This window comes from Saccharopolyspora hattusasensis, from assembly GCF_050972075.1.
Classification (GTDB): domain Bacteria; phylum Actinomycetota; class Actinomycetes; order Mycobacteriales; family Pseudonocardiaceae; genus Saccharopolyspora; species Saccharopolyspora hattusasensis.
This window is the reverse complement of record NZ_JBPCDC010000001.1, coordinates 2,097,145-2,122,922: the sequence shown is the minus strand read 5'-3', so window position 1 is coordinate 2,122,922 and position 25,778 is coordinate 2,097,145. Positions and strand designations below refer to the sequence as shown.

Genomic DNA, 25,778 nt, shown 5'->3' with positions numbered 1-25,778 from the left:
CCCCGCCTTTTCTCGGGGGAGAGAGACGGGGCACCTCGCTAATGCGCCTCCGCTGGGGACGCGAGTTCCTTGTTCCTTCCCGCCGGAGTTGGCCCCGCCGGCGTCCGCAGCCCACCCCGACAACCTGAAAGCCGCTCGCCCTTCGCGGGATCAGCCTCTGGTGGGGATGGCCGATGCTGCGGTCGGGTCGAGGAGCCAGAGGGTCCGGTCCCGGCCGTGGGCTCCCGCCGCCGGGATGTCCACCGGCTTCGCGCCGCCCAGCGCCGCCGCCACCGGCTCCGCCTTCGCCGAGCCTGTGGTCATCAGCCACACCTCGGACGCCGCCTTGATCGCCGGGAGCGTCAGGGAGATCCGCGTCGGCGGCGGCTTCGGGCAGTCGTGCACGCCCACCACCGTCCGCTCGGATTCCTGCACGTACGGCGTTTCCGGGAACAGCGACGCCGTGTGCCCCTCTTCGCCGACGCCGAGCAGCAGCACGTCGAAGTGGGGCACCGCGATGTCGGTCGCCCGCGAGGCCGTGGTCGCCAGCACCTCCGCGTAGTGCGCCGCCGCCGCGTCGGCGTCCGGCCCGAACTTGCCGTCCGACGGGGCCATCGGGTGCACCCGTTCCGGGGTCACCGGCACGTGGTCCAGCAGGGCGTGGCGGGCCTGGGTCTCGTTGCGGTCCGGGTCGCCGTCCGGCAGGAACCGCTCGTCGCCCCAGTACACGTCCACGTTCGCCCAGTCCACCGCGTCGCGGGCGGGGGAACCGTTGACCTGTTCGAGCACGCCGATGCCCGTGCGGCCGCCGGTGAGCACCACCGACGCCACGCCGTGCGCGGCCTGCGCGTCGACGATCCTGGTGATCAGCCGGGCCGCCGCAGCGGCCGCGAGCAGCTCACCGGTGGCGTGCACGACCACTTCCGGCCGGGTCATGAACCGGCCTCTGCCGACTCGGCCTCCGCCGCCGGTTCTTCCGCGCCGCGGACGATCGCGTCCAGGCCCTGCAGGGTGGCCTCGTAGATCTCGTCCGCGTCGAGGCGGCGCAGCTCCTCGGTGAGGCAGTCGCGCACCTCACGGCGCTGCAACGACACCCGCCGGTCCGGCTGGCCCGGCTGGGTCAGCGTCCCGACCTTGCCGTCCGGGCGGACGATCTCCACGTTGCCCGATGGGCGCTCCAGCACCGCTGCGACGATGCCCGGCCCGCGCGGGTGCTCCAGCCGGCGCACCGGGATTCCCAGGTAGCTGGCCAGCCACGCGGCCAGCAGGTCGGTCGACGGCGAGTCCGCCGCGCCGGTGACCGTGGCGGCCGTGACGGCATCGTGCGGCGGCAGGTCCATCGCCGCCGCCAGCATCGCGCGCCACGAGGTCAGCCTGGTCCAGGCCAGATCCGTGTCACCGTCCGAATAGGACTTCACACGCTTGTGCAGCGAGGCGATCGGGTCCGCTTCGGCCGCCGCGTCGGTGATCCGGCGGTGCGACAGCGCGCCGATCGGGTCCTTCGCGGGGAACTCCGGGGATTCCGTGGGCCACCACGCCACGACCGGCGCGTCCGGCAGCAGCAGCGGCACCACCGAGCCGGCGCCCTCGTCGGCCAGCGGCCCGTACAGCCGCAGCACGATGACCTCCGAGGCCCCCGCGTCGCCGCCGATGCGGATCTGGGCGTCCAGCCGCGGCGCGGCCTGCCGCGCCCCGCTGGCCACCACGATCACCCGGCACGGGTGCTCCCGGCTGGCGTCGTTGGCGGCCTGGATGGCCTTCTCCACCTCGGTGCCGTCGCCGGTGACGATCACCAGCGTCAGCACCCGGCCCAGCGCGACGGCACCGCCGGTCTCGCGCAGTTCCACCAGCTTCTTGTTGACCTGCGAAGTGGTGGTGGACGGGAGATCGATGATCACGGTCGCCTCCAGACGCGTCCGGTTCGGGCCAGCATCGCATCCGCCGACGGCGGGCCCCACGTCCCGGCCTTGTACGGCTCGGGCTTGCCGTTGGCTGCCCAGTGGTCCAGCACGGGGTCGAGGATCCGCCAGGACAGCTCGACCTCCTCGTTGACCGGGAACAGCGACGGCTCGCCCAGCAGCACGTCCAGGATGAGCCGCTCGTAGGCCTCCGGCGAGGACTCGGTGAACGCGTGCCCGTAACCGAAGTCCATGGTCACGTCGCGCACCTCCATCGAGGTGCCCGGCACCTTAGCGCCGAAGCGCATCGTGATGCCCTCGTCCGGCTGCACCCGGATCACCAGGGCGTTCTGCCCGAGTTCCTCGGTCATCGTGCTGTCGAACGGCAGGTGCGGGGCGCGCTTGAACACCACCGCGATCTCGGTGACCCGGCGGCCCAGCCGCTTGCCGCTGCGCAGGTAGAACGGCACCCCGGCCCACCGCCGGCTTGCCACCTCCAGGGTGATCGCCGCGTAGGTCTCGGTGATCGAGTCGGACGCGAAACCGCCCTCCTCGTGCAGGCCCGGCACCAGCGAACCGCCCTGCCACCCGCCGGTGTACTGGCCGCGGGCCGTGGTCTGGTCTAACGGGCCGACCGGCTTGGTCGCCGACAGCACCTTGATCTTCTCCGCGCGCAGGTCCTGCGGGGAGAACGAGACCGGCTCCTCCATCGCGGTGAACGCCAGCAGCTGCAGCAGGTGGTTCTGGATCACGTCGCGGGCCGCGCCGATGCCGTCGTAGTAGCCGGCCCGCCCGCCCAGGCCGATGTCCTCGGCCATGGTGATCTGCACGTGGTCCACGTAGTGCGCGTTCCAGATTGGCTCGAACAGCTGGTTCGCGAAGCGCAGCGCCAGGATGTTCTGCACCGTCTCCTTGCCGAGGTAATGGTCGATGCGGAACACCGACTCCTCGGGGAACACCTCGTTGACGATGCCGTTGAGCTGCCGCGCACTCTCCAGGTCGTGGCCGAACGGCTTCTCGATGACCACCCGCCGCCAGCTGTCGCCGGACTGGTCGGTCAACCCCGAGCGGGACAGCTGCTTGAGCACCGTCGGGAACGCCGAGGGCGGCACCGACAGGTAGAAGGCGTGGTTGCCGCCGGTGCCGCGTTCGGCGTCGAGCTGCTTGACCGTCTCGGCGAGCTGGTCGAAGGCGCCGTCGTCGTCGAACGAGCCCGGCACGAACCGGATGCCCTCAGCCAGCCGGTCCCAGACGTTCTGGTGGAACGGGGTCCGCGCGTGCTCCCGTACCGCGTCGTAGACGACCTGGCCGAAGTCCTGGTCGGCCCAGTCGCGGCGGGCGAAGCCGGTCAGCGCGAAGCCCGGCGGCAGCAGGCTCCGGTTGGCCAGGTCGTAGATCGCCGGCATCAGCTTCTTGCGGGACAGGTCACCGGTCACGCCGAAGATCGTCAAGCCGCAGGGGCCGGCGATTCGCGGCAGCCGCTTGTCCCGCGGATCGCGCAGCGGGTTGTGCCATTGTTCGCTTCGAGTCACGCCTGGTCCTCCAAGGAGCGCAGGTCCTGCACGGCCTTGACCAGCTCGACGAGCCCGGCCGCCCGGTCGGTGAGGTGCAGTCGTAGCACCGGCCGGTTGCGGTCGGCGAGCACCTGGCCGTCGCCGAGCGCCTGGGCGCGCTGCAGCCCGGCCAGCGTGTACGGCCGGTCCGGGACCTCCAGATCCTCTTCGGCCGCGCCGGTGATCTGCAGGAACACGCCGTTCTGGTGGCCGCCCTTGTGGTACTGGCCGGTGGAGTGCAGGAACCTCGGTCCCCAGCCGAAGGTCGTCTGCAGCCCGGTGCGGCGCGCCAGCTCGGGCCGCAGCACCGCGGTCGAGGCGTCGTCGAGGCGGTCCAGGTACGCCTGGACGGCGAGGTAACCGCCCTTCGGCGCGGTGGCCAGGAAGGCCCGCAGCGCCTCGGTCACGTTGCCGACGCCTGCGGTCAGCCAGTCGCCGGAAGGGTGCACCTCGATCGCGCCGTCGACCAGCGCCGGGGTCGCGGCCGGGCCGCCGGCCGGGCCGTCCAGCAGCGCCCGCGCGGCCTTCTTCGCGGCCTCCACGTCCGGCTGGTCGAAGGGGTTGATGCCCAGCAGCCGACCGGCCACCGCGGTGGCGAATTCCCACAGCAGGAACATGCCGCCCAGCGGGCCGGCGGTGCTGATCTGCGCGCCGTCGACGGCCGGCCCGACGGCCACGGTCGTCGCGTCGGCACCGGCGTCGGCGAAGCCGGGGGCGTCAATGTTCTCGACGACGACGGGCAGCAGGCCGGTGCCGTTCTTACCGGTGGACTCGGCGATCAGCTGCTCGACCCAGTCGCCGAAGCCCGCGATGCCCGAGCCGGTGTCGGCGAAGACGACCTTCTCGGACCCCTTGGCATGCGCCGCGCCCAGCGCCGCGCCCAGCCGCAACGCCGGGTTGCCGGTGTCATCGGCGCTCAGCCGCCGGAACGCGGCAGCGGCGTCGTCCAGCAGCGCAGCGACGTCGGCACCGGCCAGCCCGGCGGGCACCAGCCCGAAGGCGGTCAGCGCCGAGTAGCGGCCGCCCACGTGCGGGTCGGCGGTGAAGACCTTGCGGTAGCCCGCCTCGCGAGCCGCCGACTCCGTCGGCGAACCGGGGTCGGTGACCACGATGATGCGGGTCACAGGATCGATTCCGTCTTGCGTGAAAGCCCGCTCGAAGATCCCGCGATGGCTGTCGGTCTCGACGGTGGTCCCGGACTTCGAGGAGATGACCAGCACGGTGCGGTCGAGGTCACCGGCCAGCGCGTCCGCGACCTGCCCGGGGTCGGTGGTGTCCAGCACGACCAGCGGCACGCCGGCGGTCGCGGTGATCACCTCCGGAGCCAGCGACGAGCCACCCATCCCGGCCAGCACGATGCGGTCCAGGCCCTCGGCGTGCAGTTCGGCGCGCAGCGCGTCGATCTCGGCGAGCAGGGGACGCGAGCTCTCGTGCAGCGTCGTCCAGGACAGCCGGATGGATGCCTCGCTCTCGGCGTCCGGACCCCACAGCGTGGCGTCCTGGGCGGCGAGCTTGCCGGCAACCTCATCGGCGGCCAGGCGCTCGACCAGCGGTCGGGCCTCGGCCGCTAGCGCAACATCGGGAATGTCGACGGAGGTTTCGGTTCCCATGTAGTTCCTTCAGCGCTCGATCCAGTTGGGCTCGAACCCTAGTTCGATCCGGGGAATCCTGGGTTCGATCTTGGAAGCCAACTTCGTGCGACCACAGTGTCGCCGATCCAGGCCGGTGCGGCAGGTGCGCACCGGCCCGGATTTCCCGGAGACTTCGGCAGTTGTTTACTTCGACTGGTCCAGTTGCCGGCCCACGGTCTCCAGCAGTTCGGTCCAGGACTTCTCGAACTTCTCGACGCCCTCGTTCTCCAGCACCGCGAACACGTCGTCGAGGTCGATGCCGATCTTGGCGAGGTCGTCGAAGACCTGCTGCGAGGCGGCGGCCGTGCCGGTGACCGTGTCGCCGCGCACGTCGGCGTGGTCCGCGGTGGCCCTCAGGGTCGCCTCCGGCATGGTGTTCACCGTGTTCGGCGCGACCAGCTCGTCCACGTAGCGCGTGTCGGAGTAGGCCGGGTCCTTCACACCGGTGGACGCCCACAGCGGACGCTGCGCCTTCGCGCCCGCGGCCGCCAGCGCCTTCCAGCGCTCGGTGCCGAAGACCTCCTCGTAGGCCGCGTAGGCCAGCCGCGCGTTGGCGATCGCCGCCTTGCCGCGCAGCTCCTCACCACCGGCGAACTTCTCCAGCCGCTTGTCGATCTCGGTGTCCACCCGGGACACGAAGAACGACGCGACCGAGGAGATCTGGGCGACGTCGTGACCGCCTGCCTTGGCCTGCTCCAGGCCGGCCAGGAAGGCGTCCATCACGTCGCGGTAGCGCTGCACCGAGAAGATCAGCGTGACGTTGACGCTGATGCCCTCGGCGAGCACGCGGGTGATCGCGGGCAGGCCCTCCACGGTGGCCGGGATCTTGACCATCAGGTTCGGCCGGTCCACGGCCTTCCACAGGTCCACGGCCTCGGCCACGGTGCGGTCGGTGTCGTGCGCCAGCCGCGGGTCGACCTCCAGCGAGACCCGGCCGTCGACGCCGCCGGTCGACTCGTAGACGTTGCGGAAGATGTCCGCCGCGTCCCGGACGTCGGCGGTGGTCAGCTCGCGCACCGTGTCGTCGACGCTCGCGCCGCGGGCCGCCAGCTCGCGCACCTTCTCGGTGTAGTCGGCGGCGTTGGACAGCGCGTTGGCGAAGATCGTCGGGTTGCTCGTGACGCCGACGACCGCCTGGTCGGTGATCAGCTCGGCGAGGTTGCCCGAGGAGATCCGCTGCCGGGACAGATCGTCCAGCCAGATCGAAACCCCGGCCTCGCTGAGCGCCTTGAGGTTCGGGTTGGTGGTCAAAGGAATTCCTCCGCTCACGCCTGCTGGGCGTTGCTCAGAGCCTTCAGGTAATCGTGATCTTGTTTTGAAGCGGCGTCAGCCGCTTAGCCCACGCTCGCAGGACGACCACCCGCGGGTTCTCAGACGCTTCCTGGCGAGGACAGCCCCTCCGCCGCGTATCGGACCATACATAAGGAGGGGCTCCCACAGTCCAGGGAGCGTCTGAGGTTCCGCTGGGTGACCACCTACGCAAAACTAGTTTGTCAAGCCTTTTCCAGGCTGCGTCGGGCCGCCGCGACAACCGCGTCGACGGTGATGCCGAACTCGTTGTAAAGGGTCTTGTAGTCGGCCGAGGCGCCGAAGTGCTCGATGGACACCGACTCGCCGGCGTCCTTGACGAACCGGTACCACGGCATGGCGATGCCGGCCTCCACCGAGACGCGGGCCTTGACCGCGCCCGGCAGCACCGACTCGCGGTAGGCCTCGTCCTGGGCGTCGAACCACTCGACGCACGGCATCGACACCACGCGGGTGGCAACGCCGTCGGCCTCCAGGATCTTCCTGGCCTCGACGGCCAGCTGGACCTCGGAACCGGTGCCGATCAGCACGAGCTCGGGCTTGCCGTTGCCGGCCTCGGCCAGCACGTAGCCGCCCTTGGCGACGCCGTCGGCGTCCACGCCCTCCAGCGTCGGCACGCCCTGGCGGGTCAGCGCCAGGCCGGCGGGGCCGCTCGGGTCCTCCAGGATCGCCTTCCACGAGGCCGCGGTCTCGTTGGCGTCGGCCGGGCGGACCAGCGAGAAGCCGGGGATCGCGCGCAGCGAGGCGACGTGCTCGACCGGCTGGTGCGTCGGGCCGTCCTCGCCCAGGCCGATCGAGTCGTGCGTCCACACGAAGATGACCGGGGTCTTCATCAGCGCGGCCAGCCGGACGGCCGGGCGCATGTAGTCGCTGAACACCAGGAAGGTGCCGCCGTAGGGGCGGGTTCCGCCGTGCAGCGCGATGCCGTTGAGGATCGCGCCCATCGCGTGCTCGCGGATGCCGAAGTGCAGCGTCCGGCCGTACGGGTTGGCGTTCCAGGTGCTGGTGGAGATCGACTCCGGGCCGAACGAGTCGGCGCCCTTCATCGTGGTGTTGTTGCTCTCCGCCAGGTCGGCCGAACCGCCCCACAGCTCGGGCAGCACGTCGGCCAGCGCGCCCAGGACCTCACCGGAGGCCTTGCGGGTGGCGACGCCCTTGCCGTCGGCCTCCCAGGTCGGCAGCTTCTCCTGCCAGCCGGTGGGCAGCTCGCGGGTGGTCAGCCGGTCCAGCAGCGCTTTGCGCTCCGGGTTGGCCGCCGCCCACTCGTCGAAGGCGACCTGCCACTGGGCGCGCGCGGCCTTGCCCCGGGCGCCGGCCTCGCGGGCGTGGGCCAGCACGTCGGCGTCCACCTGGAAGGACTGCTCCGGGTCGAAGCCCAGCGCCTGCTTGACCCCGGCGACCTCGTCGGCACCCAGCGCGGCGCCGTGCGCCTTGCCGGTGTTCATCTTGGTCGGGGCCGGGTAGCCGATCACCGTGCGCAGCACGATCAGCGTCGGGCGGGTGGTCTCGGCCTTGGCCGACTCGATGGCCTCCAGCAGGCCCTTGACGTCCTCGCCGCCGTGCACCACGAGGACCTGCCAGCCGTAGGACTCGTACCGCTTGGCGGTGTCCTCGGACAGCGCGATGCGGGTGTCGTCCTCGATGGAGATCTCGTTCGCGTCATAGATCACCGTCAGGTTGCCCAGCTGCTGGGTCCCGGCCAGCGACGACGCCTCGGAGGTGATGCCCTCCTCGATGTCGCCGTCGGAGGCGATCACGTAGATGTGGTGGTCGAACGGGCTCTCACCCGCGGCGGCCGCCGGGTCGTACAGGCCGCGCTCGCGGCGGGCGGCCATCGCCATCCCGACCGCGGTGGCCAGGCCCTGGCCCAGCGGGCCGGTGGTGGTCTCCACGCCGTCGGTGTGCCCGTACTCGGGGTGACCCGGCGTCTTCGAGCCCCACTTGCGCAGCGACTTCAGATCGTCGATCTCCAGGCCGTAGCCGGCCAGGAACAACTGCACATACAACGTCAGGCTCGAATGCCCGGCCGACAGCACGAACCGGTCGCGGCCGATCCACTCCGGGTCGCTGGGGTCGTGCCGCATCACGCGCTGGAACAACGCATACGCGGCCGGGGCCAGGCTCATCGCGGTGCCCGGGTGGCCGCTACCGCAGTTCTCCACCGCATCGGCGGCCAGCACGCGGGCGGTGTCCACCGCGCGCTGGTCCAGTTCGGTCCAGCCTTCGGGCAGGTGCTTGGTGGTCAAACGGGCAAGGTCGTCGGTGACGGACACGGACGCAGCTCCAAGTTTCCTTCGGCGGTTTTCCCTACAACGCGGTGAATGCGGTCGCTGCTGGACCGATTCGAACCGCGGTTATCCCTCGTCCGACGGGCAGCCTAGTCGTGTCCGATCAGCCACGTGCCGACCCGTCTGCATTGGTGTTCCCCGCCGATCGGAAGCCGGGAGCGGCGGCGCCCGACACTGCGCCTGGAAAACCACGGTTGCCCCATCCGGGTGACACCGGAGGCTCGGCTACTGCCTGCCGGTGCCCTGCGATTTCGCGTTGCAGGGTGGCCCGTTCGGCGATCGTGGCGGGAACCCGGCCAGGATAGCGGCGAAGGGGCGTGACCAGGGTCACCAGCCCCGGCGCGGGGCCCCGGCGACGACCCGCGCGAGGCCGCGTTCAGTAGCGCGCCTACTATTCATGTTCGGTCCAATTCGGCGCGGTCCGGGTTGTGCCAGGTCGTCCGAAACGCCTTAGGAGTGCCATGCCGCCGGTGAGCGCAGCGTCGTGACCACCGTCGTCGACGCCCCCCGGACACGGCACGCTCGGCGGCCCGCTGAGCTGCTGAAAGCCTATGCGGGGCTGATCAAACCGCGAGTCATCGAGCTGCTGCTGGTGACCACCATCCCGGCGATGCTGCTGGCCGCGCGGGGCATCCCGTCGCCGTGGCTGGTGCTCGCCACGCTGATCGGCGGCACCATGGCGGCGGGCAGCGCGAACGCGCTGAACTGCGTCGCCGACGCCGATATCGACCAGGTGATGAAACGCACCCGGGCCCGCCCGCTGGTGCGGCACACGGTGACCACCCGGCACGCCCTGGTCTTCGGCATCGTGCTCGGCGCCGGGTCCTTCGGCTGGCTGTGGGCGACGGCGAACCTGCTGGCCGCGTCGCTGGCCGTCGGCACGATCCTGTTCTACGTCTTCGTCTACACGCTGGTGCTCAAGCGGCGCACCGCGCAGAACATCGTCTGGGGCGGCGCCGCGGGCTGCATGCCGGTGGTGATCGGCTGGGCCGGGGTGACTGGCCGGGTGGACTGGCCGGCGCTGGTGATGTTCGGCGTGATCTTCTTCTGGACGCCGCCGCACACCTGGTCGCTGGCGATGAAGTACAAGGACGACTACGAGCGCGCCGGCGTCCCGATGCTGCCGGTGGTGGCGCAGCCGACGTACGTGTCGCGACAGATCGTGGTGTTTACCTGGCTGATGGTGGCGTGGACGCTGCTACTGGTCCCGGCGACCGGCTGGCTCTATGCGGCGTTCGCGGTCCTCGCCGGGGCGTGGTTCCTGTTCCTCGCGCACCGGCTGCACGCCGCTACCAAGCGCGGCGAGAAGACCCAGCCGATGAAGCTGTTCCACATGTCCAACACGTACTTGATGATCGTGTGCGTGGCCCTCGCCGTGGACTCCGCGCTGAGCCTGCCCGTCCTGGGCTGGCCCTCCTGAGTTTTGATCTTTGTCTTTTGAAGCGGCGAAGCCGTTTAGCCCACCCTCGAAACTCGCACCGCCGCGGGTTCTCAGACGTCGCCTGGCGAGGACAGCCCGATGCCGCGTATTGGTCATACGTAAGTCGGGGATCCCGGAGTCCAGGCGGCGTCTGAGGTTCCGCTACTTGCACCGCTACGCAAAACAGCCCGGAAAACGAAAAATCACGGCAGGAGCAGGAGCTTTCCGGTGGTGCGGCGGCCTTCCAGGTCCTCGTGCGCGCGGCGGGCGTCCGGCAGCGGGTAGGTGCCGCCGATGCGGATCTTGAGGGTGCCGCTGGCGATCCAGCCGAACAGCTCGTTGGCCCGCGAGTCAAGCTCGTCGCGGGTCAGGATGTGGTGCGCGAGGCTCGGGCGGGTCAGGAACACCGATCCCGCCGCGTTCAGCCGCTGCGGGTCGACTGGCGGCACCGGGCCGCTGGACGCGCCGAACAGCGCGAGCATGCCGCGTGGCCGCAGGCTTGCCAGGCTCGCGTCGAAGGTGGTCTTGCCGACGCCGTCGTAGACCACGTCCACGCCGCGCCCGTCGGTGAGGTCCTTGACCTCCTCGGCCACGTCCGCCTCGGTGTAGCGGATGATCTCGTCGGCGCCCGCCTCCCGTGCCAGCTCCGCCTTCTCCGGCGTGGACACGGTGCCGATCACGTTCGCGCCGCGCGACTTGACCAGCTGGGTCAGCAGCAGGCCCATGCCGCCGGCTGCGGCGTGCACCAGGGCGGTCTCGCCGGTGCGCACCGGGTAGGTGGAGGTGATCAGGTAGTGCGCGGTCAGTCCCTGCAGGAGCGCGGCCGCCGCCGTCTGGTCGTCCACCCCGTCCGGAACCCGCACCGCCTTGTCGGCGGGCACCAGCGCCCGCTCGGCGTAGCTGCCCGGGACCATCGCCCAGGCGATGCGGTCGCCGACGTCGAAGCCGGTCACGTCGGGGCCGACCGCGACGACCTTGCCCGCACCCTCCGAGCCGGGCGTGAACGGCAGCTTCATCGAGTAGATCCCGCTGCGCTGGTAGGTGTCGATGAAGTTGACCCCGGCCGCGGCGACCTCGATCAGCAACTGGCCGGGCCCCGGGTCGGGCAGTTCGGCTTCGCTGTACTCCAGGACCTCGGGTCCGCCGTTCGCCGCCACGCGAATCGCGCGCATGCTCTCTCCTCCGCCTGTCGTCGTTCGACGGGTGCAACTCCGCACCTCGCTCCGATCTTCCCGCTTAGAAGCTGTTTCCAGGCTCATTTTGCGTGGCGGTGCGGGTGGCGGAACCTCAGACGCCGTCTGGTCTGCGGGATCCCCGATTTGTGTATGTCCAATACGCGGCTTCGGGGCTGTCCTCGCCAGACGACGTCTGAGAACCCGCGGCGGTGCGAGTTGCGTAGGCGGGCTAAGCGGCTTCGCCGCTTCAACGGCAAGGACCGAACCCGCCTCCACAACAGGCTTTATAGCACCCGACAGCCGAAATGATGCCCGTCGCACGACGCACCGCCCGCTGGTCGCGCGGGTGCCGTGCGCAACGAACCTGTCGCCCGGTGGTGAATCGTGTTTAGGATTCCAGGCATGACGGCTGCCGAGAAGGACACCGAACAGGCCACCGCACCTTCGCCGAAGGCGATCGCCGTGGCGACGGCGTTCGTCGCCGCGCACGGCGGGTCCGCGCGGGCGGTGGTGGAGAACCTGGGGCGGACGGGTGCCCGGATCGTGCTGATCGGTGAGGACGGCCTGATGGGCGACGTGATGGTGCCCGACGTGGCCGCGGGGGAGGCCCTCGTCGAGGCCGTCGACGGGCTGTCGTCGCACGAATGGGACGGCGAGACGGTCGCGGCGCTGAAGATCGGGCCCGCGCACCGGCGGAAGATGGCCGGTCCCCGGGCGCGGTGACGCCGCGCGTCTCGCGCTGGATGTCCGACACGCCGTTGATCGCTGCTTGGTCGAATCCTTCGCTGTGGTTTATGTTTTCAGCGGAGACTAAACTCGATCACTTGGAGTCGTCGTGTCCGACTACTTGCAGCGCACCGACCGGCCCGCCATGTCGGAGTGGATCGAGCAGATGGCGGCGCACTTCGAGGCCAGCGAGGGCATGCCGCTGATCGCCGGCCGGATCCTGGCGTTCCTGCTGGTCTGCGACCCGCCGGAGCGCACCGCCGCGGAGCTGTCCCACGCGCTGGCCGCGAGCACCGGATCGATCAGCACCAACGTGCGGCTGCTGATGCGGCTCGGGGTGATCTCCAAGACGACCCGGCAGGGCCGCGAGGCGGCGCTGTACCAGGTGGAGGAGGACCGCTGGCCGGCGCTCGTGCGCCAGCGCATGGAGCGGGTCACCGCGCTGGAAGAGCTCACCGCGCAGGGCCTGCGGATGTTCAGCGGCCAGGGCGAACGGGCCCGCCGCCTGCGTACGGTCAACGAGTTCTACCAGTGGCTGTCCGGCGAGATGCCGGAGCTGTGGCGCCGCTGGGAACGCGAAGGCAAACCCAAGCTGCGCTTCTGACCGGCACTGCGCCGGGGGATGCCCGGCATCGGTCGATCGGTTTGATGCCGGTTCGAGCGAGCCGGAGCGGGTGGCGGGCATCCTCGGCTGAGTCCGGCCGGTTAGGCGGCGACGGATTCCTTGGCGGTGGCCTCGGGCGTCGGCTCCGGCAGCGGGCCGCGGTAGCGGGATTCGCACCAGAGCATCGCGGTGGCGATGATCACCAGCGTTGCCGCCAGCACATGCAGAACCACCATCGCCTCGGGAACGCCGAGGTAGTACTGCACGGAGCCGATCCCGCCCTGCACCAGCACGAGCACGCACGCCGCGCCGTAGTTCTTCAGCAGCGCTCTGGTCGGGCGGGCGCTGCGCAGCCACACGCCGAACACCGCGAGCAGCAGCACGTACGCCATCACCAGCAGGCCGTGGGTCTGCACCATCGTCGGCACCGGGAGGTTCAGCCGCGGGGTGTCCGGGTCGCCGGCGTGCGGCCCGGAACCGGTGACCAGGGTGCCGAGGACCAGCACGGCCGCAGTGACCACGACCAGGGCGGCCAGCAGCTTGCGCATCGGCGGCGGCACCACGCCGACCGGCTCGCGGTCGCCCTCGGTGGTCGCCTTGACCAGGATCGTGGCCAGCCAGATGAGCACCGCCGAGGCCATGAAGTGCATCGACACGCTCCACCAGGCCAGGTTGACGCGCACCGTCATGCCGCCGATGATCGCCTGCGCGAGCACGCCCAGCGGCATGATCAGCGCCAGCCGGACCAGCCGCTTCCGGTAGGGCAGGCACCGCCACGCGGCCAGGAGGCAGGCCAGCGCGATGAACCCGATCACGCCGGTCAGCAGCCGGTTGCCGAACTCGATTACCTGGTGGAGGGTCGCGACCTCGGGGTGCTCGACGGGCACCATGCTGCCCGGGAAGCACTGCGGCCAGGTGGGGCAGCCGAGCCCGGAACCGGTCACCCGGACGATCACGCCGGTCACCGAGATCAGCGCCTGCGTCACCAGCACCGCGATGGCCAGACCGCGCACAACGCGCGGCGACGGGCGGGAGATCCGGGAAGTCATCGAGGCCGTGGGCACGCACTCGATGGTAGGACGCCGCCGAAAACCGCCCACCCGCAGGGCAGTCCCGGATCAGGTCAGGCGGGTGGTCCGGATCAGGTCAGACAGGTGGTCCGGATCAGGTCAGGCGGGTGGTCCGGATCGCCACCGCGCCGCACACCGAGCCCCACGCCACCAGCACCGCGACCGGCTGCACGCCGGGCAGGGCGCCGTTGACCAGCACCGCGTCCAAGGCCTCCGCGAGGGCACCGGATGGCAGGAAGCCGGCGACCGCACCGACCGGGCCGGGCAGCTCGCTCGCGGGCAGCGCCAACCCACCGGCGAGCAGCAGCACGAACCAGATCGCGTTGGCCAGCGCGAGCACGATCTCGGCCCGCAACGAGCCGCCGGCCAGCACCCCGGCCGCGCCGAAGGCGAGCGTGCCCAGCACCAGCAGCGGGATGGCGGGCAGCAGCCCGGCGAGCGCGGGTGACCAGCCCAGCAGCGCCGCGGCGACGCCCAGCACGACCGCCTGCAGCGCGACGACCAGCAGCGTCGCCAGTACGCGGCCGGATACCAGCGTCCAGCGCGGCAGCGCCGTCGCGGACAGCCGCTTGAGCACGCCGTAGCGGCGGTCGAAGCCGAGCGCGATGGCCTGCCCGGTGAACGCCGTGGACATCACCGCCAACGCCAGGATCCGCGGCATCACCGAGTTCACCCGCGGCTCCGGCAGGGTGCCGATGTGCAGCGTGCTCAGCCCGATCAGCAGCGCCAGCGGGATGATCAGCGTCAGCAGCGCCTGCTCGCCGTGCCGGATGATCAGCAGCGCCTCGACCCTGGTCTGCGCGGCCAGCATCCGGCCCGCGCTGCCGCGGCCGGGCTTCGGCGCGAACGTGCCGGGCGGGAACTGGGCGCCGAGCTGGGCGGGAGCGTTGGTCTCGGCGTTCACGATCGCAGCTCCCGTCCGGTCAATTCGAGGAACACGTCCTCCAGGCTGCGGCGGCTGACGCGGAGTTCCTGCGCGAGCACGCCGTGCTGCGCGCACCAGGCGGTCACGGTCGACACCACCTGCGGGTCGACCACGCCGCGCACCACGTAGTCGCCGGGGCGCAGCTCGGTGGCCTCGCAGCCCTCCGGCAGCGCGGCCAGCAGCAGCTTCAGGTCCAGCCCGGGCTGGGAGCGGAACCGGAGTTCCTGCCTGCCGTCCTCGGGTTCGGTGAGCTCCGCGGTGGTGCCGTCGGCGACCGCGCGGCCGTGGTCGACGATCACCACCCGGTCGGCCAGCGCCTCGGCCTCGTCCATCAGGTGGGTCGTCAGCAGCACGCTCACCCCGTCGCGGCGGAGTGCGCCGACCAGGTCCCAGACCAGTCGCCGTGCCTGCGGGTCCAGCCCCGCGGTGGGCTCGTCGAGGAACACCAGCTCGGGGCGGCCGACCAGGGCGCAGGCCAGCGACAGGCGCTGCTGCTGGCCGCCGGAGAGCCGCTTGTAGGGGGTGCGGCGGGCGCCGTCCAGGCCGAGCACGTCCAGCAGCCACGCCGGGTCCAGTGGGTCGGCGGCGCAGGAGGCGATCAGGTTCAGCATCTCGTCGGCGCGCACGCCCGGGTAGGCGCCGCCGCCCTGCGGCATGACGCCGATCCGCGGCCGCAACGCCTCGGACTGCGTGCGCGGGTCCAGCCCGAGCACGCGCACTTCGCCGTCGTCCGGGCGTTGGAAGCCCTCGCAGATCTCGACGGTGGTGGTCTTGCCCGCGCCGTTGGGCCCGAGCAGCGCCAGGACGCTGCCGCGCGGCAGGCACAGGTCGAGTCCGGCAACGGCGACGGTGTCGCCGAAGCGCTTTTTCAGCCCCCGCAACAGGACGGCCGGGCTGTCGGCGTTGCTCACGACATCCAAGCCTATTGCTTGACCGGCCGGACACCGCCGCGGGTCGGCAGCAGGCCCGGGACCTTGCCGCGCACCAGCCAGAGCGTGATCGCGAAGGCGATCGCGGCAGCGATCACCGCGAACGGGATCTGGTAGGCGCGCAGCACGAAACCCGCCCCGGTCGGCGGCACCAGCAGCGACACCGCGGCGCAGATCGCGGTCGCGGTGATGCGGAACCGGTTGCTGTTGGTGGACAGCGCCAGCGGCACCACCGACCACAGCAGGTACCAGGGCCACAGCACCGGCACGGCCAGCGCGAGCGTGAGGAACGTGATGCCCATCGCGGCCAGCGGTTCGATGCGGCCGCGGAAGGACAGCCACAGCATCCGCAGGCACATCGCGGCGACGATCAGGTATCCGATGATCTTGGTGATGACCAGCATCGCGTCGGTCTGGTTGCCCAGCCCCAGCAGGGTGCTCAGGCCGCCGCCGGTCATGCCGAACGCGGTCAGCGGCGCCATGAACGTCTTGACCCGGTTGGGCACGTCGAAGGTGTCGATCCAGCCGAGCCCCCAGCCGCTGGCCACCGTGATGACCGTCATGGTGGCCAGGAACACCGCCGCCAGCAGCGCCGCGAACCGCACCAGGTCGCGGAACCGGCCGCCGCGCCGCAGCACCAGGTAGATCCCGAAGAAGCCGAGCGCGATCCAGCCGGGCGGCTTGATCGCCCCGGCGATGGTCAGCAGCACGCCGGCGGCGATGGTGCCCGGCACGGTCTGGTAGCGCAGCCCCAGTTCGATGGCGGCCAGCATGATGCCGACCATCAGCGCCTCGTTGTGCATGCCGCTGACCACGTGGAACAGCACGATCGGGTTGGCCGCACCGAGCCACAGCGCTGCTGCCGGGTGCACCCCGCAGCGGCGCGCCAGCCGGGGGATCGCCCAGATCGCCAGGGCCAGCCCGCACAGCATCACCGCGCGCCACACCAGCACCCCGAACACCACGTTGTCGCCGACGATCCGGGAGATCACCTGGCCGAACATCAGGAACAGCGGCCCGTACGGCGACGGGGTGTCGCGCCAGATGTTGGGCACGTTGGCGGTGAACGGGTGGTCGACGCCCAGCGCGGCGGCCGAGCCCAGCACATACGGGTTGAAGCCGCGGGCGGCCACCTCGCTCTGCGCGAGGTAGCTGTACATGTCGGTGCTGAACAGCGGCGGGGCCAGGGCCAGCGGCAGCGCCCACATCGCCAGCGTGCGGGCCAGCTGGGTGACCGACAGCATCCGGCCGCGGCCCGGCCAGCAGAGCTTTCCCAGCCACAGCCAGGCGATCACGATCATCAGCATGCCCAGCCAGCAGCTGGCCATCGCGACGGTCGGGATCCGGACGGGCAGACCGATCAGGCGGGCGCCGGACAGCGGGTTGTCCACCGGGGCGGCCCCGGCGCCGATCGCGCCCACCGCGAGCATCAGCGAGCCGGTGGTGCCGAACCGGCGGACGACGTCGAGCTGCCGCCGCTCGGTGCGGTCCAGGGGCTTCGGTTCCGCAGGGCCCGGGGCCGGACCTGCGGGCGCTGGGTCTTTCGATTCGACTGCCGCCACGACGACGAAGGGTAATCGCGTGAGTCAGCTCACGCGGCCGCCCCGCGCTCTGGTGCCCCGAGACGAAATAGGTAACATTAGTGTTGTGAAAAACGTCGGGACGCATCCGCCTGCCCCAGAGATGGGCACCGTGGCCGGCACCGAGGGCCACGCGGCCCAGCACGGTGCTGCCTCGCACGGCGACGGACGCACCCGGCACACGGTTGCGCGGTTGCTGCTGGAACGGGGGCCGATCACCGCTGCGGCGGTGGCCGACGAACTCGGGCTGAGCCCCACCGCGGTGCGCCGGCACCTCGACGTGCTGGTCGCCGAGGGCGAGGCCTACACCCGGGAAGCCTCCCCGCGGGGCCGTCGCGGTCGTGGCCGACCCGCGAAGCTGTTCCTGCTCACCGAGGTGGGCCGGGCGCGGTTCGGACACGCCTACGACGACCTGGCGGTGGCGGCGCTGCGGTTCATCGCCGAGCACGAAGGGGAGCAAGCGGTCCGCGAGTTCGCCGATCGGCGGATCGCCGCACTGGTGGCCAACCACCGGGAGGTGCTGGCGGCCGCGACCGACCCGGCGAAGCGCGCGGAGGTTCTCGCCGACGCGCTCACCAGGGAGGGCTACGCTGCCTCGACGCGAAGCGTCGGCAGCGGCGAGCAGCTCTGCCAACACCACTGCCCGGTGGCGCACGTCGCTGCGGACTTCCCGCAGTTGTGCGAGGCCGAGACGGCGGCGTTCGCCGAAGTCCTCGGCACCCATGTGCAGCGGCTGGCCACCATCGCGAATGGTGACGCGGCCTGCACCACGCACGTACCAACCGCGCGGTTCGCGGATCCGGGTGGCGACACCTCGGACACCGTCTAGACCTCTGCCGACCCGGTCCCGAAGGGCCGGCAGAACACCGCCCCGATTCCTGATGGAGGGGAGTCCGTATGACTGCCGCTGCGGAGCAGCGCACACCCACCACGGCGTCCACCGGCAACGGCCAGCTCAGCCAGGACGAAATCCTGGCCAGCGTGGGCGGCTACGAGTACGGCTGGGCCGACTCCGACGCCGCGGGCGCCAGTGCACGTCGTGGCCTCAACGAGGACGTCGTCCGCGACATCTCGGGCAAGAAGGACGAGCCCGAGTGGATGCTGGAGACCCGGCTGAAGGCGCTGCGGCTGTTCGACCGGAAGCCGATGCCGAACTGGGGCGCCGACCTGTCGGGGATCGACTTCGACAACATCAAGTACTTCGTCCGCTCCACCGAGCAGCAGGCCCAGACCTGGGAAGACCTGCCCGAGGACATCAAGAACACCTACGACAAGCTGGGCATCCCGGAGGCCGAGAAGCAGCGCCTCGTCGCGGGTGTGGCCGCCCAGTACGAGTCCGAGGTCGTCTACCACAAGATCCGCGAGGACCTTGAGGAGCAGGGCGTCATCTTCCTGGACACCGACACCGGCCTCAAGGAACACCCGGAGCTGTTCAAGGAGTACTTCGGTTCGGTCATCCCGGCCGGCGACAACAAGTTCTCCGCGCTGAACACCTCGGTGTGGTCGGGCGGCTCGTTCATCTACGTGCCGCCGGGCGTGCACGTGGACATCCCGCTGCAGGCCTATTTCCGGATCAACACCGAGAACATGGGCCAGTTCGAGCGGACCCTGATCATCGTCGACGAGGGTGCCTATGTGCACTACGTCGAGGGGTGCACGGCGCCGATCTACTCCAGCGACTCGCTGCACTCCGCGGTCGTGGAGATCATCGTCAAGAAGGGCGGCCGCTGCCGCTACACGACGATCCAGAACTGGTCGACCAACGTCTACAACCTGGTCACCAAGCGTGCCAAGGCTGAAGAGGGCGCCACCATGGAGTGGGTCGACGGCAACCTCGGCTCCAAGGTGACCATGAAGTACCCGTCGGTGTTCCTGATGGGTGAGCACGCCAAGGGCGAGGTGCTCTCGGTGGCGTTCGCCGGCGAGGGACAGCACCAGGACGCGGGCGCGAAGATGGAGCACCTGGCGCCGCACACCTCCTCGACGATCGTGTCCAAGTCGATCGCCCGGGGCGGCGGCCGCACCTCCTACCGCGGCCTGGTCAAGGTCGCGAAGCGGGCGCACCACTCGTCGTCCAACGTCAAGTGCGACGCGCTGTTGGTGGACACCATCAGCCGCTCCGACACCTACCCGTACGTGGACGTCCGCGTCGACGACGTGTCGATGGGCCACGAGGCGACCGTGTCCAAGGTCAGCGACGACCAGCTGTTCTACCTGATGCAGCGGGGCCTGACCGAGGACGAGGCGATGGCGATGATCGTGCGCGGCTTCGTCGAGCCGATCGCCCGCGAGCTGCCGATGGAATACGCGCTGGAACTGAACCGCCTGATCGAGCTGCAGATGGAAGGGGCCGTCGGCTGAGATGAGCACCACCAAGACGGACTCGCAGCCCTTGGCTGCCCAAAACGGCCTCGCCGAGCACTCGCACGGGGGCGGCACGGGCATCCCGCAGTCCTCCCGTGGGGCGCGCTTCACGTCCTACGACGTCGAGGCCTTCGAGGTGCCCGGCGGCCGCGAGGAGGACTGGCGCTTCACGCCGATGAAGCGGCTCAAGGGCCTGCACGACGGCACCGCCACCGCCACCGGCAACATCAAGGTCGAGGTCACCGGCGACGGCGCGACCGTGGAGACCGTGGGCCGCGACGACGCGCGGATCGGCAACGGGGGCATCCCGTCCGACCGCGTCGCCGCGCAGGCCTGGAGCTCCTTCACCGAGGCCACCGTCGTCACGGTCCCGAAGGACACCAAGCCCGAGGCCCCGATCACCATCACGGTGCACGGCCCGGGTGAGGGCCAGGTGGCCTTCGGGCACCTGCAGGTCCGCGCCGAGCAGTTCGCCGAGGCCGTCGTGGTGATCGACTACCGCGGTTCCGGCACGCTGGGCGACAACGTCGAGTTCGTCGCCGGCGACGGCGCGCAGCTGCGCGTCGTGTCCGTGCACGACTGGGCCGACGACGCCACCCAGGTCAGCTCCGAGCACGCCCACCTGGGCCGCGACGCGGTGTTCCGGCACCTCGCCGTCACCCTCGGCGGCGACCTGGTGCGGGTCAACACCACCATCACCTACGGCGACAAGGGCGGCGACGCCGAGCTGCTCGGTCTGTACTTCGCCGACGCCGGCCAGCACCTGGAGCACCGGATGCTGGTGGACCACGCGGTGCCGAACTGCCGCAGCAACGTGCTCTACAAGGGCGCGCTGCAGGGCAACTCTGCGCACTCGGTGTGGATCGGCGACGTGCTGATCCGGGCCGCGGCCGAGGGCACCGACACCTACGAGCTCAACCGCAACCTGGTGCTGACCGAGGGCGCGCGGGCCGACTCGGTGCCGAACCTGGAGATCGAGACCGGCGAGATCGAAGGCGCCGGGCACGCCAGCGCCACCGGCCGGTTCGACGACGAGCAGCTGTTCTACCTGCAGGCCCGGGGCATCCCGCAGGACCAGGCCCGGCGCCTGGTGGTGCGCGGATTCTTCGGTGAGCTGCTGCAGAAGATCACCGTGCCCGAGGTCCGGGAGCGGCTGGAAGCCGCGATCGAGGAAGAACTCGCCGTCGTCGGCGCCTGAATACCAGCTTTCGCACACACCAGGAGAACGAAGAAGAAATGGCCACCCTGGAGATCAAGGACCTGCACGGCTCGGTCCTCACCGAGGAAGGCGCCAAGCCGATCCTCAACGGCGTCAACCTGACCGTCGGCTCGGGCGAGATCCACGCCATCATGGGCCCCAACGGCTCCGGCAAGTCGACGCTGGCCTACGCCATCGCCGGGCACCCCAAGTACCAGATCGACTCCGGTTCGGTGCTGCTGGACGGCGAGGACGTGCTGGCGATGACCGTGGACGAGCGGGCCCGCGCCGGCCTGTTCCTCGCCATGCAGTACCCCGTCGAGGTGCCGGGCGTGTCGATGTCGAACTTCCTGCGCACCGCGGCGACCTCGGTCCGCGGCGAGGCCCCGCAGATCCGCAAGTGGGTCAAGGAAGTCAAGCAGGCCATGTCGGACCTCGACATCGACCCGTCGTTCGCCGAGCGCAGCGTCAACGAGGGCTTCTCCGGTGGTGAGAAGAAGCGGCACGAGATCCTGCAGCTGGACCTGCTGGACCCGAAGTTCGCGATCCTCGACGAGACCGACTCCGGCCTCGACGTCGACGCGCTGCGGGTGGTTTCCGAAGGCGTCAACGCCTACCACGCCAAGGGCGGCAAGGGTGTCCTGCTGATCACCCACTACACCCGGATCCTCAAGCACATCACCCCCGACTGTGTGCACGTCTTCGCCGAAGGCAAGGTCGTAGAGTCCGGCGGTGCCGAGCTCGCCGACGAGCTGGAGGAGAAGGGCTACGTGCGCTTCACCGGCAAGAAGGAGGCAGCCGTCCAGTCATGACCGTTCAGCCTCCTCGCACCGAGGGTGCGAGCACCCCGAGCACGCCCCTGGACGTGGCGGCGATCCGGGCGGACTTCCCGATCCTGGGTCGCACCATCCGCGACGGCCGCCGCTTGGTCTACCTGGACTCCGGGGCTACCTCGCAACGCCCGCGCCAGGTGCTCGACGCGGAGCGCTCCTTCCTGGAGAACTCAAACGCGGCCGTGCACCGCGGCGCGCACCAGCTCGCCGAGGAGGCCACGGACGCGTACGAGGGCGCGCGGGACCGAATCGCCCGCTTCACCGGGGTCGACGCCGACGAGGTGGTGTTCACCAAGAACGCCACCGAGGGCATCAACCTGGTTGCCTACGCCATGAGCAACGCCGCCACGTCCGGGGCGGAGGCCGGGCGCTTCCGCCTCGGGCCGGGCGACGAGGTCGTGGTGACCGAAATGGAGCACCACGCGAACCTGGTCCCGTGGCAGCAGTTGTGCGAACGCACCGGCGCCACGCTGCGCTGGTTCGGGGTCACCGACGAGGGCCGCCTCGATCTGTCCGATGTGGACGGTTTGATCACCGAGCGGGCCAAGGTGGTGGCCTTCACCCACCAGTCCAACGTGCTGGGCACGGTGAACCCGACGGAGCAGCTGGTCTCGCGGGCCCACCAGGTCGGTGCGCTGGTGGTGCTGGACGCCTGCCAGTCGGTGCCGCACGCTCCGGTGGACTTCAAGGCGCTGGGCGTGGACTTCGCGGTGTTCTCCGGGCACAAGATGCTCGGCCCCTCCGGGGTCGGCGTGCTCTACGGGCGCCGCGAACTGCTGGCCGCGATGCCGCCGTTCATCAGCGGCGGCTCGATGATCGAACTCGTGCACATGGAACGCTCCACGTTCGCCGCGCCGCCGCAGCGGTTCGAGGCGGGCGTGCCGATGACGTCGCAGGCCGTGGGCCTGGGCGCGGCCGTCGACTATCTGACGGCGATCGGCATGGACCGCGTCGCCGAGCACGAGCGGCAGCTCACCGAGCTCGCGCTGCGGGAGCTGTCGACGATCGACGGGGTGCGCATCATCGGGCCCACCAGCACCGAGCACCGCGGCGGCGCTGTGTCGTTCGTGATCGACGGCGTGCACCCGCACGACGCCGGTCAGGTGCTGGACGACCAGGGCGTCGAGGTCCGCGTCGGACACCACTGCGCATGGCCGCTGCACCGCCGGATGGGAATCCCGGCGACCGTGCGGGCGTCCTTCTACTTGTACAACGAACTGGACGAGGTCAAGGCGTTGGTGGACGCGGTGCGCGAGGCGCAGCGCTTCTTCGGGGTGGCTTGATCGGGGACTGCAGGAGAACTCTTCATGCAGCTTGAGCAGATGTACCAGGAGATCATCCTGGACCACTACCGCAAACCGCACCGCCACGGCCTGCGGGAACCCTTCGACGCCGAGTCGTTCCAGGTGAACCCCACCTGCGGCGACGAGGTCATCCTGCGGGTGCGGTTGGCGGGCACGGACACTGACGCGATCGTCGACGACGTCTCCTACGCGGGGCAGGGCTGTTCGATCAGCCAGGCCTCCGTGTCGGTTCTCACCGACCTGGTCGTCGGCAAGCCGCTGCGGGAGGCGCTGACCACCGAGGCCGCGTTCAGCGAGCTGATGCACGGCCGCGGCAAGGTCGAACCGGACGAGGACGTGCTGGAGGACGGCGTCGCGTTCGCGGGAGTGGCGAAGTACCCGATGCGCGTGAAGTGTGCGCTGCTCGGTTGGATGGCTTTCAAGGACGCGGTATCGCGCGTAGTTGTCGAGGAAGCGTCATAAGTTTCCTCGAAAATCTCTTCCGCGCTCGTGTAAGCCGAGCGGGTGCGGGCGTGCCGCAAGACACATGACACTGTCGAGGAGGCGTCATGATCGACGAAGCCCCGGTTCAGGAGACTGACGTGGCCCGCAGCGCCGAGGCGCTGCCCGAGCAAGCCGCGCCGGCCGCCGAGGTGGCGGCGCTGGAGGACGTCGAGGAAGCCCTCCGCGACGTCGTCGACCCCGAGCTGGGGATCAACGTCGTCGACCTCGGGCTGGTCTATGACATCCGGGTCGAGCAGGACAACAGCGCCACCGTGGACATGACGTTGACCTCGGCGGCTTGCCCGTTGACCGACGTCATCGAGGACCAGGCACGGGCCGCGTTGACGACCGGGCCCGGTGGTGGGTTGGTCAACGACTTCCGGATCAACTGGGTGTGGATGCCGCCTTGGGGGCCGGAGAAGATCACCGAGGAAGGGCGCGAGCAGCTGCGGGCGCTTGGGTTCACAGTGTGACGCTGAATCAGGCCCTCTGGCTTGCATTTTCGCAGGTCAGAGGGCCTTTTGATGTCCGTCCGGCTGCATTGACGCGGACTCGCACCGTCTCTCGCAAAGCTCGTCGCGGAGCATCGTTCTGCGATTATCGCACTGCACCACGAGAGAGTCTGCGATTTTATGGTGACAGAGGGTTCTCTCAGTGGACCCGAGTTACTCGCACTGTGCGGGATTTTGCGCGGTACTGTGCGGGACTCTTCGACGCGTCGAAGCTACTCGTCGTCGACCAGCCTGGCCGCGTGGGCGAGGCCGTTGAGATCGGAAGCATCAGTGTAGTAGAGGTTGGCGATCTCAGTGGAATGGCCGAACTGGGAGTTGAGCACGGCCTCGGGCACCTGCCCTACGTAGAACGACCGCAGCGTGGTGCGCCATATGTGGGAACGCTGCTCCTCGAACAGCTCGATCTTCGTCTTCTCCGCAATGCGCTCGTACAGCTTCCGGCACACCTCCCCGCACCGCATGCGGTGCCAGGGCTTCATGGTGTCCATCGGCGCGCCCACGATGAAGCCCTGGCCGTTCTGCTCGTCCCGGCGCTTGAGGAGGCGCTCCGCAACCCTCTGATCGAGGACCAGTACGACACGAGGGTGGCCAGCCTTGGCGACGTGCTTCGGCACGTCGATGCTCATGACGCCGTCGTCAGAGACATGCGCCATGGTCCAGTCAACGAAGCGGGCCTCGCTCTGCCGCAGCCCCGTCGTCATCTGGAGCAGGGTCATGTCGATGCCGGTGCGGAACGTGTCGATCTGGACCTCAGGACGCCAGATCCAGCCGTGCTTCTTGTGCGAGACGGGCCAGTCGGTGGGGTCAGCGTCCAAGAGCCACTGCAGAGTCAGATCGTATTCCTCGCGCGTCAAGGCTCGGCCGCCGCGCTTGCGCTCGGGCTTCGCCACTCCGGTCAGATCGGTGAGGCGCTCGCCCATCACGGGGTTGAAGTCCATCACGCCGTCGAAGATCAGGCGCTTGGCGATGTACTTGTTCCACACTGTTCGACATGACTTCGCTGTGGAGAGGCCATGCCGCTGCGCGATCTCCGTGAAGGTCTCCTCGAGGGCGCGAGGGGTCGTGCCCGACCCGATCGTGTGCCGGTTGAAGCCGTGCTTGTGACGCCGACCCGCACGCTTGCACTTCGCGCAGTCCCCAAGGAGGAATCGCAGTCCCGCCTCGTACCTCTCCCTGGTCAGGTCCTCGAGCTTGGACTTCTCGATCGTCGGCCGAGTGACCTTCTCGATGTAGTCCGGCAGCGGGTCCGACAGACGCCAGACGCCTCCGCCCGTGCGCAGCAGCTCCTCGGCCGTCCGCTTGGCCTTGCGCCGGACCTCACCCTTGGTCGCGCCGTAGGAATCCTTCCGCGCCTTGCGCCCGTCGCGATAGACCAGCGTCCATGTCATCCGGTACGTGCCGTCGGCCAGCAGCCTCGGAGTCGATCGTTCGGCCGTGTGCTCGCCGGGGGAGAGCTTGCTTGTCGTCGCGCGTGTCACCACACCAGTGTAGGCATGCAGGGCTCTCGTCAGGAACCCGAATGATATCTAATGGTCTGTCAGCACCGTATCTAACCCTTCTCGACTCGCTGTCGACTGGTCTATTAGGCACGAATCGAATAGGCTGTCCGAGAGGAGCGCCGGAACAGGCCGGTGACGTGAAGAGAGAGATCCCCGAGATGAGTGCCACAGCGAGTCGGTCCACGAAGAACCGCCCTACGATCTCCGCCGGAACCGACCGTGCCGCGCTTCCCACCGAGGAGGCCGCGCACTACATGGGGCTCTCGTACAGCACGCTCAAGAAGTGGCGCGTGACCGGAGACGGTCCGGCGTACGTCCGCATCGGCTCGCGGATCGTCTACCTCATCGAGGATCTCGACACCTGGCTGCTCGCCCATCGAGTCGCGTAGCGCTCGTCGACTCACGACCCCGTCCGCACCCCCGGAGACCCGCTCGTCTCCGGGGGTTCCTGAATCAGATCGCGTCTCACTGAGTGCCGCCCCCGCCGCCCGCCCTTCCC

The 25,778-nt window shown here is 69.9% G+C and carries 23 protein-coding genes; 11 read left to right on the top strand and 12 right to left on the bottom strand.

The genetic code is table 11. From position 1 onward, the window contains the following. Positions 1-150: 150 nt before the first annotated feature. From pgl to tkt, 6 genes are all read right to left on the bottom strand, one after another. A complete protein-coding gene (gene pgl, locus ACRXBZ_RS09240; RefSeq protein WP_168584508.1) occupies positions 151-915 on the bottom strand; it encodes a 6-phosphogluconolactonase in 765 nt (254 codons plus the stop codon). Beyond that, the gene (opcA, locus tag ACRXBZ_RS09235) at positions 912-1,877 is read right to left on the bottom strand and encodes a glucose-6-phosphate dehydrogenase assembly protein OpcA (protein ID WP_433878740.1); all 966 of its coding nucleotides are present in this window, start codon (positions 1,875-1,877) and stop codon (positions 912-914) included. Before opcA ends, pgl begins: the two co-directional genes overlap by 4 nt. Continuing rightward, entirely contained in the window at positions 1,874-3,409 is a 1,536-nt protein-coding gene (gene zwf / locus ACRXBZ_RS09230; protein WP_433878739.1) for a glucose-6-phosphate dehydrogenase, read from the bottom strand. Before zwf ends, opcA begins: the two co-directional genes overlap by 4 nt. Beyond that, on the bottom strand, positions 3,406-5,040 hold the full coding sequence (locus tag ACRXBZ_RS09225) for a phosphoglucose isomerase-related protein (RefSeq protein WP_433878738.1): 1,635 nt from the start codon (positions 5,038-5,040) through the stop codon (positions 3,406-3,408). The genes zwf and ACRXBZ_RS09225 overlap by 4 nt, the downstream gene beginning before the upstream one ends. 165 nt (positions 5,041-5,205) lie before the next feature. Continuing rightward, the gene (tal, locus tag ACRXBZ_RS09220) at positions 5,206-6,312 is read right to left on the bottom strand and encodes a transaldolase (RefSeq protein WP_433878737.1); all 1,107 of its coding nucleotides are present in this window, start codon (positions 6,310-6,312) and stop codon (positions 5,206-5,208) included. Between the two features lie 242 nt (positions 6,313-6,554). Then, positions 6,555-8,642 (bottom strand): transketolase, encoded by a 2,088-nt coding sequence (tkt, locus tag ACRXBZ_RS09215; RefSeq protein ID WP_433878736.1) that lies wholly within the window; start codon positions 8,640-8,642, stop codon positions 6,555-6,557. Between the two features lie 499 nt (positions 8,643-9,141). On the opposite strand from tkt, the gene ACRXBZ_RS09210 reads away from it, so the two are divergent. After that, positions 9,142-10,077 carry a heme o synthase gene (locus ACRXBZ_RS09210; RefSeq protein ID WP_433878735.1) on the top strand — a complete coding sequence of 312 codons (936 nt, stop codon included), beginning with the start codon at positions 9,142-9,144 and terminating at the stop codon, positions 10,075-10,077. A 203-nt stretch (positions 10,078-10,280) separates the two neighbouring features. Here the strand turns inward: ACRXBZ_RS09210 and ACRXBZ_RS09205 are convergent, their stop codons facing one another. Beyond that, positions 10,281-11,249, bottom strand: a complete 969-nt coding sequence (locus ACRXBZ_RS09205) for a quinone oxidoreductase family protein (protein ID WP_433878734.1) — start codon at positions 11,247-11,249, stop codon at positions 10,281-10,283. Between the two features lie 405 nt (positions 11,250-11,654). Between ACRXBZ_RS09205 and ACRXBZ_RS09200 the strand changes: the two genes are divergently transcribed. Continuing rightward, positions 11,655-11,975 (top strand): hypothetical protein, encoded by a 321-nt coding sequence (locus ACRXBZ_RS09200; RefSeq protein WP_433878733.1) that lies wholly within the window; start codon positions 11,655-11,657, stop codon positions 11,973-11,975. Positions 11,976-12,087: 112 nt separating this feature from the next. Beyond that, the gene (locus ACRXBZ_RS09195) at positions 12,088-12,582 is read left to right on the top strand and encodes a GbsR/MarR family transcriptional regulator (RefSeq protein WP_190823019.1); all 495 of its coding nucleotides are present in this window, start codon (positions 12,088-12,090) and stop codon (positions 12,580-12,582) included. Between the two features lie 101 nt (positions 12,583-12,683). Here ACRXBZ_RS09195 and ACRXBZ_RS09190 read toward each other — a convergent pair whose 3' ends face one another. The 4 genes from ACRXBZ_RS09190 to mptB form a co-directional block, all read right to left on the bottom strand. After that, positions 12,684-13,646: a COX15/CtaA family protein gene (locus ACRXBZ_RS09190; protein WP_433878732.1), complete on the bottom strand. Its 963-nt coding sequence runs from the start codon at positions 13,644-13,646 to the stop codon at positions 12,684-12,686. Between the two features lie 100 nt (positions 13,647-13,746). Next, complete coding sequence (locus tag ACRXBZ_RS09185; protein ID WP_433883833.1) at positions 13,747-14,463, bottom strand: ABC transporter permease; 717 nt, start codon at positions 14,461-14,463, stop codon at positions 13,747-13,749. Between the two features lie 89 nt (positions 14,464-14,552). Further along, complete coding sequence (locus ACRXBZ_RS09180) at positions 14,553-15,488, bottom strand: ABC transporter ATP-binding protein (RefSeq protein ID WP_168584492.1); 936 nt, start codon at positions 15,486-15,488, stop codon at positions 14,553-14,555. Between the two features lie 11 nt (positions 15,489-15,499). Beyond that, positions 15,500-17,068 (bottom strand): polyprenol phosphomannose-dependent alpha 1,6 mannosyltransferase MptB, encoded by a 1,569-nt coding sequence (gene mptB, locus ACRXBZ_RS09175; RefSeq protein ID WP_433878731.1) that lies wholly within the window; start codon positions 17,066-17,068, stop codon positions 15,500-15,502. Positions 17,069-17,189: 121 nt separating this feature from the next. Between mptB and ACRXBZ_RS09170 the strand changes: the two genes are divergently transcribed. The 7 genes from ACRXBZ_RS09170 to ACRXBZ_RS09140 all read left to right on the top strand — a co-directional run bounded on the left by ACRXBZ_RS09170 (position 17,190) and on the right by ACRXBZ_RS09140 (position 23,741). After that, entirely contained in the window at positions 17,190-17,915 is a 726-nt protein-coding gene (locus tag ACRXBZ_RS09170; RefSeq protein ID WP_433883832.1) for a helix-turn-helix transcriptional regulator, read from the top strand. A gap of 68 nt (positions 17,916-17,983) precedes the next feature. Beyond that, on the top strand, positions 17,984-19,447 hold the full coding sequence (gene sufB, locus ACRXBZ_RS09165) for a Fe-S cluster assembly protein SufB (protein ID WP_433878730.1): 1,464 nt from the start codon (positions 17,984-17,986) through the stop codon (positions 19,445-19,447). Between the two features lies 1 nt (position 19,448). Next, entirely contained in the window at positions 19,449-20,648 is a 1,200-nt protein-coding gene (sufD, locus tag ACRXBZ_RS09160) for a Fe-S cluster assembly protein SufD (protein ID WP_433878729.1), read from the top strand. 38 nt (positions 20,649-20,686) lie between these two features. Further along, positions 20,687-21,460 (top strand): Fe-S cluster assembly ATPase SufC, encoded by a 774-nt coding sequence (gene sufC / locus ACRXBZ_RS09155; protein ID WP_433878728.1) that lies wholly within the window; start codon positions 20,687-20,689, stop codon positions 21,458-21,460. Continuing rightward, a complete protein-coding gene (locus ACRXBZ_RS09150) occupies positions 21,457-22,764 on the top strand; it encodes a cysteine desulfurase (protein ID WP_433878727.1) in 1,308 nt (435 codons plus the stop codon). Before sufC ends, ACRXBZ_RS09150 begins: the two co-directional genes overlap by 4 nt. Before the next feature lie 24 nt (positions 22,765-22,788). After that, positions 22,789-23,247: a Fe-S cluster assembly sulfur transfer protein SufU gene (sufU, locus tag ACRXBZ_RS09145; protein ID WP_168584486.1), complete on the top strand. Its 459-nt coding sequence runs from the start codon at positions 22,789-22,791 to the stop codon at positions 23,245-23,247. Between the two features lie 86 nt (positions 23,248-23,333). Then, entirely contained in the window at positions 23,334-23,741 is a 408-nt protein-coding gene (locus ACRXBZ_RS09140; RefSeq protein WP_168584485.1) for a metal-sulfur cluster assembly factor, read from the top strand. A gap of 251 nt (positions 23,742-23,992) precedes the next feature. On the opposite strand, the gene ACRXBZ_RS09135 is transcribed toward ACRXBZ_RS09140, so the two are convergent. Beyond that, positions 23,993-25,258 carry a hypothetical protein gene (locus ACRXBZ_RS09135; RefSeq protein WP_433878726.1) on the bottom strand — a complete coding sequence of 422 codons (1,266 nt, stop codon included), beginning with the start codon at positions 25,256-25,258 and terminating at the stop codon, positions 23,993-23,995. A 179-nt stretch (positions 25,259-25,437) separates the two neighbouring features. Here ACRXBZ_RS09135 and ACRXBZ_RS09130 point away from each other — a divergent pair, with 179 nt between their 5' ends. Next, entirely contained in the window at positions 25,438-25,668 is a 231-nt protein-coding gene (locus ACRXBZ_RS09130; protein WP_433878725.1) for a helix-turn-helix transcriptional regulator, read from the top strand. Positions 25,669-25,778 lie beyond the last annotated feature (110 nt).